Origin of the sequence: Arthrobacter sp. FX8 (assembly GCF_026723805.1) — a bacterium.
GTDB lineage: Bacteria > Actinomycetota > Actinomycetes > Actinomycetales > Micrococcaceae > Arthrobacter.
The window spans coordinates 626,257-640,861 of the sequence record NZ_CP113505.1; the positions used below are offsets into that span (position 1 = coordinate 626,257).

General features: G+C 67.6%; 8 protein-coding genes and 3 pseudogenes. 6 read left to right on the forward strand and 5 right to left on the reverse strand.

Features of this window, described 5'->3' with window-relative positions; genetic code table 11:
* The first annotated feature begins 100 nt into the window (after positions 1-100).
* Both glpX and OUO20_RS02905 read left to right on the forward strand, forming a co-directional pair.
* Entirely contained in the window at positions 101-1,123 is a 1,023-nt protein-coding gene (gene glpX, locus OUO20_RS02900; protein ID WP_018770164.1) for a class II fructose-bisphosphatase, read from the forward strand.
* 88 nt (positions 1,124-1,211) lie between these two features.
* Positions 1,212-2,267 (forward strand): lipid II:glycine glycyltransferase FemX, encoded by a 1,056-nt coding sequence (locus OUO20_RS02905; protein WP_018770163.1) that lies wholly within the window; start codon positions 1,212-1,214, stop codon positions 2,265-2,267.
* 78 nt (positions 2,268-2,345) lie between these two features.
* Here OUO20_RS02905 and manA read toward each other — a convergent pair whose 3' ends face one another.
* The 4 genes and pseudogenes from manA to OUO20_RS02925 form a co-directional block, all read right to left on the reverse strand.
* Entirely contained in the window at positions 2,346-3,590 is a 1,245-nt protein-coding gene (gene manA, locus OUO20_RS02910; RefSeq protein ID WP_268002810.1) for a mannose-6-phosphate isomerase, class I, read from the reverse strand.
* Between the two features lie 81 nt (positions 3,591-3,671).
* Positions 3,672-5,320, reverse strand: a pseudogene (locus OUO20_RS02915) (LCP family protein).
* Between the two features lie 10 nt (positions 5,321-5,330).
* Positions 5,331-5,914: pseudogene (gene purE, locus OUO20_RS02920) on the reverse strand (5-(carboxyamino)imidazole ribonucleotide mutase).
* Positions 5,911-7,107 carry a 5-(carboxyamino)imidazole ribonucleotide synthase gene (locus tag OUO20_RS02925; RefSeq protein WP_223994448.1) on the reverse strand — a complete coding sequence of 399 codons (1,197 nt, stop codon included), beginning with the start codon at positions 7,105-7,107 and terminating at the stop codon, positions 5,911-5,913. The pseudogene purE and the gene OUO20_RS02925 overlap by 4 nt, the downstream one beginning before the upstream one ends.
* Before the next feature lie 174 nt (positions 7,108-7,281).
* Between OUO20_RS02925 and OUO20_RS02930 the strand changes: the two genes are divergently transcribed.
* The gene (locus tag OUO20_RS02930) at positions 7,282-7,842 is read left to right on the forward strand and encodes a GtrA family protein (RefSeq protein ID WP_134164543.1); all 561 of its coding nucleotides are present in this window, start codon (positions 7,282-7,284) and stop codon (positions 7,840-7,842) included.
* A 14-nt stretch (positions 7,843-7,856) separates the two neighbouring features.
* Here the strand turns inward: OUO20_RS02930 and OUO20_RS02935 are convergent, their stop codons facing one another.
* On the reverse strand, positions 7,857-8,558 hold the full coding sequence (locus OUO20_RS02935; protein ID WP_268002811.1) for a TIGR03089 family protein: 702 nt from the start codon (positions 8,556-8,558) through the stop codon (positions 7,857-7,859).
* A 392-nt stretch (positions 8,559-8,950) separates the two neighbouring features.
* On the opposite strand from OUO20_RS02935, the gene OUO20_RS02940 reads away from it, so the two are divergent.
* The 3 genes and pseudogenes from OUO20_RS02940 to OUO20_RS02950 all read left to right on the forward strand — a co-directional run bounded on the left by OUO20_RS02940 (position 8,951) and on the right by OUO20_RS02950 (position 14,598).
* Entirely contained in the window at positions 8,951-9,484 is a 534-nt protein-coding gene (locus tag OUO20_RS02940; RefSeq protein ID WP_018770156.1) for a WhiB family transcriptional regulator, read from the forward strand.
* A gap of 29 nt (positions 9,485-9,513) precedes the next feature.
* On the forward strand, positions 9,514-12,882 hold the full coding sequence (locus OUO20_RS02945; RefSeq protein ID WP_268002812.1) for a glycosyltransferase family 2 protein: 3,369 nt from the start codon (positions 9,514-9,516) through the stop codon (positions 12,880-12,882).
* Positions 12,875-14,598: pseudogene (locus tag OUO20_RS02950) on the forward strand (DUF5719 family protein). Before OUO20_RS02945 ends, OUO20_RS02950 begins: the two are co-directional and overlap by 8 nt.
* Positions 14,599-14,605: the final 7 nt, after the last annotated feature.

Genomic DNA, 14,605 nt, shown 5'->3' on the forward strand with positions numbered 1-14,605 from the left:
GCGACTATGATCGATAGCAGAGGAATCACCGTCCTGCTGCACCGGCGGGCGGGTTCAATGATCGCCACTCGAAGAAGAGGTTCACGTGTCACCAGCGTCCATGACCCAGAAGTACTCCACGATTTCATCGTCCCTTGCGGTGGGCCACGACGAGCCGGACCGCAACCTCGCCCTTGAGCTTGTCCGCGTCACCGAGGCCGCGGCCATTGCCGGCGGCCACTGGGTGGGTTTCGGCGACAAGAACACCGCCGACGGCGCAGCCGTCGACGCCATGCGTTCCTTCCTTCAGACCGTCCACTTCAACGGTGTTGTGGTGATCGGCGAGGGCGAAAAAGACGAAGCCCCCATGCTGTTCAACGGTGAACGCGTCGGCGACGGCACCGGCCCCGAATGCGACGTGGCCGTTGATCCCATCGACGGAACGCGGCTGACTGCACTGGGCATCAACAACGCCCTGGCCGTCCTTGCCGTTGCCGAGCGTGGCTCCATGTTCGATCCCTCTGCCGTGTTCTACATGGAAAAGCTCGTCACCGGTCCCGAGGCCGCGGACATGGTGGACCTGCGCCTGCCGGTCAAGCAGAACCTGCACCTGATCGCCAAGGCCAAGGGCGTGAAGGTTAACCAGCTCAACGTGATGATCCTTGACCGCGACCGCCACAAGCCGCTGGTGGAGGAAATCCGCGAGGCCGGTGCACGCACCAAGTTCATCATGGACGGCGACGTCGCCGGCGCCATTGCCGCGGCCCGCTCCGGCACCGGCGTGGATGCGCTGATGGGCATCGGCGGCACCCCGGAAGGCATCGTGGCCGCCTGCGCCATCAAGTCCCTGGGCGGCGTCATCCAGGGCCGGCTGTGGCCCACCAGCGACGAGGAAAAGCAGAAGGCAATCGACGCCGGCCACGACCTCGACCGCGTGCTTTCCACCAACGACCTGGTCTCCAGCGACAACTGCTACTTCGCCGCCACCGGCATTACCGACGGTGACCTTCTGAAGGGCGTCCGCTACTCCAAGGACAAGGTCCTCACCCAGTCCATCGTCATGCGTTCCAAGTCCGGCACCATCCGTTTCGTCGATGGCGAGCACCGCGCCGACAAGTGGGAAGGCTACGCCCGCAAGAGCTGATCCGCAGCCACTGCAGGATGTCAGGGCCCCGGGGCGCCGCGTGCGCACCGGGGCTTTGCCGTTAATGCCTTGGTATAGGGTTTAAGCCATGATTCCTGCTGTTGTGCCCTGTACTGACCGCGCCCTTTGGGACGAATACGTCGACCGGTTCCAGGGGCATCCGCAACAGCTGTGGGGCTGGGGCGAGACCAAGGCAACGCACGGCTGGTCCGTGGACAGGGTCCTGGTCAAGGCCGGCGAGGAAATCATTGGCTGCGCCCAGTTGCTGGTCCGCAGGCTTCCCGTCCCCTTCCGGGCGCTGGTCTACATTCCGCGCGGTCCCATGTGCTCCGTGGAGAACGCCCAGGTGGTCCTGAACCGGCTGGCCGAGCACGCTGCCCTCCGCCACCGCGGCGTGGCCCTCAGCATCGAACCCGACTGGGACCGCGACTCAGGTTTTGCCGGCGCCGTCGCGGCCGCCGGCTTCCGTGAGTCCGCCAACACCGTGCTCATCCCGCGCACGCTCATCCTGGACCTCACCCGTTCCGACGACGAACTGATGGCGGAGATGTCCAAGTCCACACGTGCGAACATCCGCAAGGCCATGCGAAGCGACGTGGAATTCCGCAAGGTCAAGAACGACTCCGAGCTGGAACAGGTGCTGGCCATTTACCACGACACTGCGGCACGGGCGGGCTTCGGGATCCACGAAGACCAGTACTACCGCGACATCTTCCGCAACCTCGGCGACGCCTCACCGATCATCGCCGCGTTCGACGGCGAGCAGATGCTTGCCTTCACGTGGTTGTCCCGCAGCGGTGCCACCGCGTTCGAGCTCTACGGCGGGGTCTCTGCCGAGGGGCAGAAGCAGCGCGTGAACTACGGCGTGAAGTGGGCGGCCCTGCAGTCCATGCGCGAGGACGGCTGCAGCCGGTACGACTTCAACGGCCTGCTCAACGACGGCATTTCCGACTTCAAGAAGCAGTTCGCCAAACACGAAAACATGCTGCTGGGCACCTGGGACAGGCCGCTGTCGCCGTTCTACCCCGCATACGCCACAGCCATGCCGCTGGCCCGCAAGGGCCTCCAGCAGGGGCGCCGGCTGGTGAAGACCGCAGCCGGCCGTGTCGTGCCCCTGGTCCGGAAGCTGCGGCCGGCCAGCTGACCGCACTATGACAGGAGGGCGACGGCGGCACCCGGGTGGGTGCCGCCGTCGCCCTTTGTTGTTGCCGGCGCGGCCCTGCTAAAGGCCGGTGGTCACCGCGAATGCCAGCGCCGTGCCGTCGCTGCCTGCCGCCCGGTGGACGTTGACCGGAGCTTCCGCAGCGGCGATGAATGCGCTGCCGCCGCGCGACAGCTGCAGGTCCCCCTTGGGGGAGTCAAGGTACACGTCACCTGCCACCACGATGATCACGGCCGGTCCGGCCTGGGCGAGTGGAACGGGACCGGCGTCAGGGCCCAGTTCGATGCGCTGCAGCTGGAATTCCCGGAACGGCGGGCGGAAGATGTCCTGGTCCAGCACCGTCTTTTCGGCGCCCAGCATCGGCACGGCCACGGGATGGAAGTCGATGGTGCGCAGGAGTTCGGGCACATCCACGTGCTTGGGCGTCAGGCCGCCGCGCAGGACGTTGTCCGAGGAAGCCATGACCTCCACGCCCAGCCCGTGCAGGTACGCGTGCACGTTCCCGGCAGGAAGGTAGACCGCCTGGCCCGGCTTCAGTGAGATCCTGTTCAGCAGCAGCGAAATCAGGACGCCGGGATCGCCGGGGTACTTTTCGTTGAGGCTGATGGCGGTACCCAGCTCTGCCTGGTATGGCTCAAGCGGAGCCCCGGACACCAGGGCTGCCACCACCAGGGCCGTTTCCTCTGCCACGTCCGTGCCGCCCGTGATCAGCCGTTCGAAGGCCCGGCGGAGCGCCGCACCCTCATCCGGACCATCGAGGTCGTCAAGAAGGGCCCGGAGCAGCTCCGGCGCCTGTCCGCCGCCATGGAAGGCAGCCGCAACGTGCTGCAAAATCTTCCGGGTCTCCGCAGCCGGCCGGAACCCGCACAGCGCCTCGAAAGGCGTGAGTGCCAGGATCATCTCCGGCTTGTGGTTGTCATCCCTGTAGTTCCGGTGGGCGGCATGGGGATCGATCCCGGCCTCGTTTTCGCGCGCAAACCCCTCCCGCGCCTGTTCCAGGCTCGGGTGGACCTGGAGCGAGAGCGGCTGGGCTGCCGCCAGGATCTTGGCCAGGAACGGCAGCCGGGGGCCGAACGCGGAGACGGATTCCGCGCCCAGGAAATGCTCCGGGTCAGAGGAGATGAGGGCATCGAGCGGGCTCCGGGACCCGTCCTCGGGCAGGTGGGCCACCGAGGGAGAGTCAGGGTGTGCCCCGATCCACAGCTCGGCCTCCGGGCGCCCTGACTCGGGACGGCCCAGCAGCGAGGCGATGGCCGTCGTCGAACCCCAGGCGTAGTCCCGGAGGACGTTCTCAATCTCGTACAAAACCGTTCCGTTCCTTATGGGTGGGCAGATGTGTGGCCCTGATGGCTGGGCACTGGGTGTTTGACCCGATGGGGCTGAAGGTTACAGCGGGGCGCACTGTCCGTTGGTCGCCACGAGTTGGCGGATGGCCTCTTCGTCGCCCGCGAGCTTGAGCTGGGTCAGCATCTCCTCGGTGATCGTCTCCCCGTCGGGCGTCGTGGTCACGGGGGTGAAGTCCGACGGCGAGGGCTGCTGGGCGGCATTGCCCGCGGCGGGCAGACTGGCGGGGACGGCCCCGCCCGCCTGGACGTGGCCGGCGCCGGCCTGGGAAACCGTGATCCCGTCGTCGGGAATTCCGGCCGACTGGGCACCCTTGGCGGATGCTGATGCCAGCAGCTGGTCCACGCGCTCGTGGATCTGGTCGAAGTCAGGGTTGGTGGAGAACGAGGGGTCGAAGTCGGGCGGTCCGATGGTGAGCCGCTTGACGTCCTTGCCCTTCGCCTTGATGGCGAGGTCCAGGAAACTGCCCAGCTGGGCGGAGGAGATGTTGGACTCCACCACCTTTGTTCCGGCCCGGGCGATGTCCTCGAACTTGGACAGCAGGGTGGCCGGATCCAGCTGCTTCAACATGGCCTGCTGTACGCACTGCTGGCGCTGAATGCGGGAATAGTCGTCCACGTACTCGCGGGAGCGCCCGTACCAGAGTGCCTGGGCGCCGTTGAGCGTCTGGTCTCCGGCGGGGATCCATCCCAGCGGCATGCCGTGGGTCTTGGTGGCCTCGTCGAAATAGCCGCTCATGGGAACCCAGCCCCCGGCTTTGATCCGGATACCCCCATGGCGTCGATGAGCGTCGAGAAGCCCTCCATGTCAACCAGGACGTAGGCCTGGATCTGCATGCCCAGGGTGCCGGACACGGCCTCCATGGTGGCCTGGGCGCCGGGGTCTGCCACGCCGGGGTAGAGGTCGGCGTGTTCGTTGGTGACCTCGGTATTGATGGCGTTGATCAGGCATTCGTCGCCGCAGTTGTACCCGTCAGGGTAGAGGGCGCGCATGGGGGAGTCGGCGCTGAACTGTGCATTCTGGAAATTCCGGGGGACCGAAATGATGGCGGTCTGCCCCGTCTGGGCGTCCACGCTCAGGATGGAGAGGCTGTCCGGCCGGCGTCCGGTGCGGTCGTCGCCGGCGTCGCCGCCCATCATGAGGAAGTTGTAGCGTCCGTCCACGGGCTCCATGGCCGGGCCGGAGGAAAAGATGTTGCCGATGGCGTTGCGGCCCACGTTCAGCAGGTAGGCGGCGTAGCCCAGAGAGCCGCTTCCCATCACCAGCGCGAGCACCAGGGCGATGCCGACGGCGGGACGCGCCCGCGGAGCCAGCAGGACAGGCCGGATGAGCCGGAGGGTGTTCAGGAAGAGGAAGGCCCAGCCGAGCGCCAGCGCCGCCAGCAGGACCACCAGCGCCATCGACGTGATCGGGTTGGTGAGGATATTGATGACCAGGCTCCGGTTGAGCAGCAGCATGGCCACTGTCAGTACCAGGAGCGCCCACACGCAGAGCGTTACGCGCAGGGCAGTCCGCCCCAGCTTCCGGTCCCCGGCGACGAGTTGCGCGCTGCCCGGTACCAGGAGCGTCAACAGGACCAGCACGAACGCACGCTTGGTACGGACCGCGGGGGAAGCACTGACCGGATAGCGTACCGGGTCCGTCATGGAGGCGCCGGAGCCGGTGTGGAGCACGCTGCTGCTGCTGGCCATGCCCGCCGCCCTAACGGCTGCCCCGGAGAGCGCTTGAGCCGCCGGGGAAGACTTCGCTGACTTTTTGCCGCAGGCTGGCCCCTTGCGGGAGGCGACGGCGTTGAGGTCGGCGGCGAAATCCAGGAGGTCCGCCCGCAATGAAGAGGCAAGCTCATCTGTGCCGGAGGCCAGCATCCGTACGGCCAGGAGCCCGGCGTTCCGCGCCCCTGCGATGGATACCGTGGCAACCGGCACGCCGGCCGGCATCTGGACGATGGACAGCAGGGAGTCCATTCCGTCAAGGGTCTTCAGGGGAACGGGAACGCCGATCACGGGCAGCGGCGTGACGCTGGCGAGCATGCCCGGCAGGTGGGCGGCGCCGCCTGCGCCGGCAATGATGACCCGCAGGCCGCGTTCGTGGGCGGTCTGGCCGTACCGGATCATCTCGGTGGGCATCCGGTGGGCCGATACGACGTCCGCTTCAAAGGGGATGCCGAACTCGGCCAGGGCGTCGGCCGCAGCCTCCATGACGGGCCAGTCCGAGTCGGAGCCCATGACCAGCCCCACCAGGGGACCAGCGCCGGAACCGGCGGCTGTGGTTGCTTCGGCGCTCATGCATTCTCCTCGAATATTGCGGAAGGTTCTTCGGTGCCAACCCGTCCATCACGGATGATGCCTGCCACGGCCGTGGCCCGCCGGCGCACCGCGTCGACTTCCGCGGTTGACGATCCCAGCAGGTTGACGTGGCCGATCTTACGTCCGGGCCGCACTGATTTGCCGTAGCAGTGGATTTTGGCGGCCGGCTCGGCGGCAAGAGCCATGGGGTAGGCGGAGTACAGGTCCTGGTTGTCCCCGCCCAGGAAGTTCTTCATGACCGCGACGGGCGCCAGCGCATCGGTGGCGCCCAGGGGCAGGTTCAGGACGGCGCGAAGATGTTGTTCGAACTGGCTGGTAATTGAACCGTCCTGGGTCCAGTGGCCGGTGTTGTGCGGACGCATGGCCAGCTCGTTGATAAGGAATCCGGCGCCGCTGCCCGGTGTTTCGAAGAGTTCCACGGCAAGGACGCCGGTCACATCCAACTCGGCGGCGATGCGCAGGGCGGCGTCCTCCGCGGCGGCAGCAACCTCCAGCGGAATGTCCAGCGCGGGAGCAATCACCTCGTCGCAGACACCGTCCACCTGGATGGTGTGGACCACCGGCCAGGCCCGTGCCTCGCCGTCGGGCGTGCGTGCCACGAGGGCGGAGAGCTCGCGGGTGAACTCGACTTTCGCCTCTGCCAGCAGGGGACTCATGGCGGCAAACCAGTCCGCGGCTTCAGCGGCCTCGTCTGCTGAGCCCACGATCCGGACCCCCTTGCCGTCGTAGCCGCCCCGTGGGGTCTTCAACACGACAGGCCAACCGGTTTGGTCGCCGAAGCGGACCAGCGCGTCCACGTCCGCGACCGACGCCCAAGCCGGGTTAGGCAGTTCCAGCCGGTCGATGGCGGCACGCATGACCAGTTTGTCCTGGGCATGGACCAGGGCGTCCGGTCCGGGCTGGACGTTGACTCCGGCCTCCAGGAGGGCTCGAAGGTGGTCCGTCGGCACGTGCTCGTGGTCGAACGTCATCACGTCCAGGCCCTTGGAAAATTCCAGGAGCGTCTGCAGGTCCTTGTAATCGCCCACCGGCGTGGCCGGTACGGCCGACACTGCGGAAACGTCGTCGCCCTCGGCCAGGACGCGGAGTTCAAAGCCGAGTGCGGTAGCGGCAGGGGCCATCATTCGCGCGAGCTGGCCGCCGCCAACCACGCCTATCACTGGGAAAGTCACATCTGCCAGCCTACCGAAGAGGGGCCCGATCCCGCTTTTCCCGCCCGGCGGGGGACGCAGATTTTACGCCGCTGGGCTACCCGGTCTGCTGGCCGGCAACACATGCTCAAGGCTTTGGGGGCTAAAATGGGCATTTGGCCGTGTGGCCCACAGTTCGGACGGCCATGGAGGGTCATGTTTAGCGCACTTTCAGATCGTATCCGGGGACTCGCCTCACTCTTCTGGCGCGAGGTGGCCAAATTTGGTGCGGTGGGCGGTGTGGCGTTCGTCATCGACAACGGACTGACGTATTACCTGATGCACGGTCCCATGTCGGACAGCGAGGCGAAGGCCCGCTTTGTGGGTGCCACTGTCGCTACCGTCTTCTCATGGGTGGCGAACCGTTTCTGGACGTTCCGTCACCGCCGCCAGGCCAACATCCTCCGCGAATTTGTCATGTTCGCCATCATCAATGGCATTGGCATCGGTATCTCCACCGGATTCACGGCACTGGCCAAATACTGGATGGGCATCGACGACAAGAACCTGCTGTTCCTGGCGGGTGTGGCCGGCATCCTGGTCGCCACGGTGGTCCGCTTCTTCGCGTACCGCTTCCTGGTGTTCAACGAGGAACTGGACCAGGAGCCGGAGTTCTCCCACGACCACGAGATCATCGAAGCCCACCCGCACAGGGAGCACGCACATGCCGCTGAACGCCCGGCTCCCACCCCGGCCGACGGCGGTCCGCAGGCCTAGGCTGTGCAACCTGATTAACTGCCGTGGATCCGTTCGTCAGCGAGCAGTTTGTCGGTAAGCGCCACGTCAGGATGGGTCAGCACCACGGAGCCGCCCTGCTGCCAGGCCCCCAGCGCGTTGGCCAACGCGGATTCCAGTCCCTGGTCTGCAGCAACATGCACCCTGGCTCCTTCCGAGTGCGGCAGGGCGAAACTGCTGGTCAGTTCGCTGTGCAGGATGGTGCGCCCATCGTGCGTCCGCAGCGCGCAGGCTGAGGGATCCGGGTCGGCGTGCGGCATGAACACATCCCCGTGGGACCGCACCTCCGCGGCGTAGTCAAGGCAGCCGGCGGGAAGCTCCCCGGTCCAGCGCATGGCCAGGGCGGGTAGCGCAACTGCAATAACGGCGTCGTCCTGTTCCCCGGCGCCGGCGGGATCGTCCGTGGCCAGGAAATCTGCCGGGCCGCCGTCGAGCACGGTTTCCAGTCCAAGCTGCCACCCGGCCAGGGCCCAGACCAAAGCCTTCCAATGGGCCGGCAGCGCGAGCCGCAGGCGCATACCCGGCTCCGCATCCAGCTCGTCCTGCAACAGGTTGCTGGTCTTGGCCACCCAGTTGTCCAGGACCCGTCCCGACAGTTCCACCCGTTCCGAGTCGGGCCCGTACCAGGTCAGGCGGGGTGCCGTGGAATTTCCGGAGCGAAGGGTACCCATCAGGTCTATGGCGGGGATTGTCGTCATGGCTTCATCCTGCCACCTTCCCGGGTCTCCCGGCGGTGCCCATTTCCTGGCGGCAGTTTCCTGCCGGCTCCCAGGGTGATAATAATCACACACACTGCTAAGCGTGCTTGCTATTTCGGCGGGGACCGGGTATTTTCCCCGCGGATCCGGAGAATTTGCGGTCTGTTTGGCCCTTGTCGGCACCCCGCGGCATCCGCCACGCCCGGGTGAATGGAAATCCCGGGCGTGGCGTGCGCAAACTTCCCAGGTTGGACTGTCTATTATCCCGGCAACGGCTTGACTCGCCCTAGTTACACACGTGTAATTAGGTAACTAAAGCAATTGCGTAAATACCGGCACACAACCGAGTGTCCACGTATCCAGGCAGTGGCTGAAACATCAGGAGGGTCGCCGTGGGGCAAGCAGAGCGTATCCAGGAAGATGCCGTCGTGGCCGGTCAGGCAACGGCAAAATACCGTGCGCGGGGGGTGCCGAGTGATTGGTATGTTGACCCCGCCGATCCTGATGCCGCAGAGCGGTACAACAGGAATTCCGGCAGCATCCTCGAGGACCAGGCCACCGCGTTCCTTGCGGCACACGAGGCCCTCCTTGACGGCGGCGCCGAGCCGGAAGACGACCTGGATCCGCCCATGGAGCTGGCAGCGCCCGGTACCGCCCAGCCGGTATGGATTGGACTTCCGCTCCAGCAGGACTTCGACGACGAGGGCGAACTTGGCTGGCAGACGGACGCATTGTGCGCCCAGACGGATCCGGAAGCATTCTTCCCGGAAAAGGGCGGCTCCACCCGCGATGCCAAGAAGGTCTGTGGTGCCTGCAACGTCAGGTCCCAGTGCCTGGAGTATGCGCTGGCCAATGACGAACGGTTCGGCATCTGGGGAGGCCTTTCCGAGCGTGAGCGCCGGCGGCTAAGGAAGCGAGCAATCTAATTCTTCAGGATGTCCATGTCACTGCCGTTGTGGTCGCCCACAACGGCAGTGCCTATCTGCCCAGAACCCTTTCGGCCCTGGCGGCCCAGACCAGGCCCGTGGACCGCGCCATTGGCGTGGACACCGGATCCCGCGACGACTCGCACAGCCTCCTTCAGGAAGCCTTGGGGGAGGCCGCCACTGTCAGCCACCCCCGGGGCAAGGGCGGTATGGGCGCCGCCGTCTCCGCCGCGCTTGGCGCGCTGGCGCCCTTCGAGGCAACTGTCGACGGTCCGGGTACGGAGTGGGTCTGGCTGTTGCACGACGACGCCGCGCCCGCCCCAGAGGCCTTGGCTGAACTCCTGGGCGCCGTGGAGCGTGCGCCTTCAGTGACTGTTGCCGGCTGCAAACAGCTGGACTGGCATTCGCCGCGGAAGTTGATGGATGTGGGTTTGTCCACCAGCCGGTGGGCGGAGCGGCTTACCCTGATCGACGCTGACGAAATGGACCAGGGCCAGTACGACGGCCGCACTGATACCTTCGCCGTCAACTCCGCAGGCATGCTTGTCCGGCGGGACATCTGGGAACACCTGGGCGGTTTCGATCCCGCCCTGCCCGGCAGCGGCGATGACGTCGACTTCTGCTGGCGTAACCGGCTGGCAGGCCACCGCGTCGTGGTGGTCCCCGCAGCCCGCATGTTCCATGTGGCGCACCGCCCGCACGCCCTTGGAAACCCGTCCGCAGCCCGGAAAGCGCAGGTCCACCTGCGCCTGAAGCACAGCCCGCTCTGGATGGTGCCCCTCCACGGCATCGGTGCACTGCTGGGCAGCCTCTTCAAACTTGTCCTGAGCGTTGTGGTCAAGGATCCCGGCCACGGCATTTCCCAACTCCTTGCCACTTGCGCTGCCCTTGGCCGGCCCGGGGCCGTGGCGAGGGCCCGGCGGACAGCCAAACGCACACGGCGCATCCGCCGGTCCGTGATCCGCAAGCTCCAAACGCCCCGACGCGAGGTGTGGAGCCACCGCAGGTCGTTGATGGAGGCCCTGGGATCCGACGGGTCGGGCGCAGACCACCTCGTGCAGGATCCGCTCGCGCACCAGCCAACCGGCGATGCCGCGGACGATTTCGCCGCCCTGGCCACCAGCAAACGCGGATGGGTGGGTAACGGCGCCCTGGCTGCCGTCATTATTGCGGCGGTCGCCTCGCTCCTGGCCCTGGCGGGGCTGTTCCGCGCGGGGGCCGTAACCGGGGGCGCCCTGATTCCTGTCTCCGCCCAATTGGGCGATATCTGGCACCATGCCTCGAGCTGGTGGATCAGCCTGGGGGCGGGACTCCCGGGGCACGGCGATCCCTTTGACTACGTGCTCTGGATCATCGGCGTCCTCGGCGGAGGTGACGCCAACCCCGCCATGGCGTGGCTGCTCCTGCTCGGGGCCCCGCTGTCCGGACTCACCGCGTGGTTCGCCGCGGGCGGGGTCACAGTGCGCCGCCGGCTCAGGTTCGTGGCGGCCATCTTTTGGGCTGCTGCTCCAGCACTCCTGGTGGCACTGAACCAGGGCCGCGCCGGTGCGTTGATCGCGCACATCATGCTGCCGCTGGTGGTCCTGGGCCTGCTGCGCGCTACCGGCTCGGCGGTAGGCCACGGCCGTTTCAACCCCGCGTCAGCCCTTGACGACCGGCCGGCCGAACTGCCGCCGGCCAAGGCGGGCATCAACGGGGTGCCCTCATGGACGGCCGCCGCAGCTGCCGGCCTTGCGCTGGCGGTCACAACGGCGTCGGCGCCCTCTTTGCTTGTCCCTGCGGCCGCGGTCATCGTGCTCTGCGGGGTCCTGCTGGGACGGCGCGGGCGGACAGTGTGGTGGGCGCTGTTGCCCAGTGCGGCCTTGTTTGTCCCCTTCGCGTTGTCGACGCTTGACCGGCCGAGGGCACTCCTGGCCGACCCCGGACTCCCGCTGGGATTCGACGCTGCCCCACTCTGGCAGCAGATCCTGGGCCAGCCCCTGTCATTCGACCCTGCTGGCGGCATACAGGGGCTGGCGGCCTTCGCGGGCGGACCGATGCCGTGGGCCCTGCTGCTGGCACTGCTGGTCGCCGTGCCCGTGCTGGTCCTTGCCGTAGTGGGTCTCCTGGGCCCCGGGCGGCGTGCCGGGACTGCCAGATGGTTCTGGGTTGCCGCGGTGATCTTCCTTGCCAGTGGATGGCTGGCCAGCCACGTTGCCACGGGCCTGAACGAGGACGTCCTAGTAACGCCCTTCACCGGACCGGCAGTGTCTGCCGCGTCCTTTGCCCTCCTCGCGGCAGCCCTCCTCGGAGCCGAGCAGTTGCTGTCCGCTGCGGCACGGGCTTCCGGTACCGGGGCCAAGACCCGGACTGCGACACGCGCCGGCCTGGCACTGGGCCTGGTGGTACTGCTGGCAGGACCGTTGGCCGGAATGGCCGCCTGGTCCGCGCAAAACCTGCTGCGCCCGGCCGGAGCAACGGCCGCGCCTTCAGTGGCCACGCTGGGAGATGCCACCAGCCCAGCCCCTCCCGGGGCCGGGGGAGCCCTGGGCGCGCCGCGGCTGGTGGAAGCCACTGCCGGACGGTCCCTTCCCGCCACCGCCATTGACAGGGGGATCGGACCCGAGCAGACACGAACCCTCCTGCTCCGTACCGGCGACGACGGTACCTTCAATGCATCCCTGATGCGCGGGAGCGGCACCACCCTGGACAGCTTGTCTGCCATCGCCTCCGCACGGAACATCATTGGCGCTCCCGGCGCGGAAGAGGTACGTGGCGACGACGACGTCACCGCTGCTCTTCGACGCGTTGCAGCCACCCTGGTTGCCGGGCAGGGCGTGGACCCGCGGACGGACCTGGAACAACTCGGTGTCGGATTCGTGGTGCTCCGCTCCGCGGACACCGCAGCCCAGCTGACCGCCAGCCGGATGGATGCAGTTCCCGGCCTGGTGGCCGTGGGACAGACCGACGTTGGCTGGCTGTGGCGCATCAGCCCGCTGAACCAGCCGGTCATCCAGGCCGCCGATGTTGCCCACCGTGTCCGCATTGTCGATCCCCGCGGCGCGGCCACGGCGCTGGTGGCATCCGGAACTGATGAGGTCGACGCCGCAGTCCCGGCAGGTGCCGAAGGCCGTTTGGTGGTGCTTGCCGAACGCGCTGATCCCGGGTGGACTGCCTGGCTCGATGGGCGGAAGCTGACCTCCACCACCTCAGGCTGGTCCCAGGCGTTTACCCTTCCGGCATCGGGAGGCCGGCTTACCGTCCGGTACGAAAACCCGTGGTCCTTCTGGACTGCCGCCGCCCAGATCACGGTGATCGGACTGACAGTCATCCTTGCCATCCCCATGCCGGCCCGACGGCCGCGGACCGGCCTCTCCCGTGACGAGGGCTCCTTGCGTAAGGAACACCAACATGCATGACCACACCCCACCGGCCACGGCGCAGTCCGATGCCGGAACGCAGCCCGCAACCAAGCAGCCGGCCGCAGGCGAAAAGCCGGCCCCGGAGCGGACCGGGACCGGGACAGGCAGGAAGGCATCCGGCCGCGGCGCTACCCGGCTGCCCGGCGCCAAGGGCCGCGCAGCATCCGCGGCCGGAGTGGCGGCAGGCGTCCTCATCCTTGCCGGCACCGGTGCCGTGGTGGCCGCGGGGTCATTGACGCCGCATCCGGAAACCAGCCGGACTGTGCCGGCCGCGGAAGCCGCTGTTCCCGCAGGAGCCAGCGTCGGAGTCTGCCCCGGGCCTGCGCGGCTGCTGGAAGGCACCGACGCGGGCACTGACGCCCAGTTCCGGCCCGAGTCAGCCACGGCCGCAACCAGGGTCAGCGCCGCTGTGCTTGGCGCGGGCGGCGTGCTGCCGGGGAGCCGGCTGTCAGGACTGGACGGAACGGCCGCCGTCGAAATCGCCAAGGACCCCGGCGCGGCGCCCACTGCCGGCACTCCCCAGGAGCTCCTTGCCGGAGTAGTTGCCGACCGCGCGGTGGACCAGGTCAATGTCCTCAGTGCCAACGCCCTGGCAAACCAGAACGCATCGGCTGCGGGTGCCATGAAGTACACCGCCAGCGACGGCGACCTCCAGGGCAGTGCCGCGGCGACGTGCGCGCAACCCTCCAACGACCAGTGGCTTGCAGGTGCCGCCACCACGCTTGGCCGCACCTCCGTGCTGGCGCTGACCAACGCCTCCAGCACTCCTGCCACTGTGAGCCTGGAGCTGTTCGGGGCGGGCGGTCAGATCCAGGCTCCGGGCAGCCGCGGACTGCTGGTTGCCCCCGGCACCACGCGCAGCGTAGTCCTCGCAGGGCTGGCGCCCAACGAGTCCCAGCTCAGCGTGCATGTCCGCAGCGCCGGTGGCCCGGTTGCCGCGTCAATCCAGCAAAGTGTCCTGCGCGGCCTTGCCCCGGGCGGCGTGGATTTCATTAGCCCGGGGGCTGCGCCCGCAGTCCGCCAGGTAATGACGGGGGTGGACATCCAGGATCCGGCCGGTGTCGCTGCACTGACCGGGCAGCCGGGGTACCGGGACGCGGGCCCCGCCCTGGAGCTGACCGTGCCCGGCGCTTCCGACGCCGTGGTGGAGATCAAGCTGTACGGTCGGGACGGCCAACATGCGCTTCCCTCCGGCGGTGTTATCACCGCGAAAGCCGGGTCAACCACGGAAGTATCCCTGGCCGGGGTTCCTGCCGGCCAGTACACCGTCGCGGCCTCATCCGACGTGTCCTTCGTTGCGGCAGCACGCATGGGCCGCGGCCTCCAGGCGGGGCAGCCCCTGGACGTGGCATGGGCGGCGTCCGCCGTGCGGCTCGGCAGCCAGCACGTGGTTCCCGTTCCCAAGGGAGGACTTCGCCAGCTGGTTTTCGGCGCCCTGGACGCCCGGGCCACCATCACTTACGCACCCATCACGGCTGATGGAAAGGTGCGGCCGGCGGCCACGGCGGACATTGCCGGGGGACAACCGCCTCCATCAGCATTCCGGCACAGGCCGACGGGGCCGACGTCGTGGGCTATGTCGTGTCCGCGTCAGGCGGCGCAGCCTATGGAGCGGTGCTCGTGGGACAGGACGGCCGGAACGATGTTTCCTCCCTGGCTTTCCTGGCTGCTGCGGCCGGGCGGGAAACAGTCCCGGTCACGCTGGGCTACTAAAGGTTCC